Here is a 246-nt window from a genome sequence, read left to right on the forward strand (position 1 = left end):
AATCCATAGAGACCAGCGGCAGGGTGTTGCAGCCCAATACGCCTTTCAGACGGCCTTCTTCGGAGGCGGCCTTCATCAGCGCGTTGATTTCTTCAACCGTCGTGTCGCGGGCGGCTTGGAAGCTCAAATCCACCAGGGATACGTTGACGGTCGGCACGCGGATGGCAAGCCCGTCGAGCCTGCCTTTCAATTCGGGCAAGACCAAACCGACGGCTTTTGCCGCGCCGGTTTTGGTCGGAATCATAT

Annotated in this window: 1 pseudogene; it reads right to left on the reverse strand. The window is 58.5% G+C overall.

Features of this window, described 5'->3' with window-relative positions:
• Positions 1-246 (reverse strand): annotated as a pseudogene (locus ACI43T_RS12230) (erythrose-4-phosphate dehydrogenase); the annotation flags it as partial.

This window comes from Neisseria oralis (assembly GCF_045062685.1).
Taxonomy (GTDB): domain Bacteria; phylum Pseudomonadota; class Gammaproteobacteria; order Burkholderiales; family Neisseriaceae; genus Neisseria; species Neisseria oralis.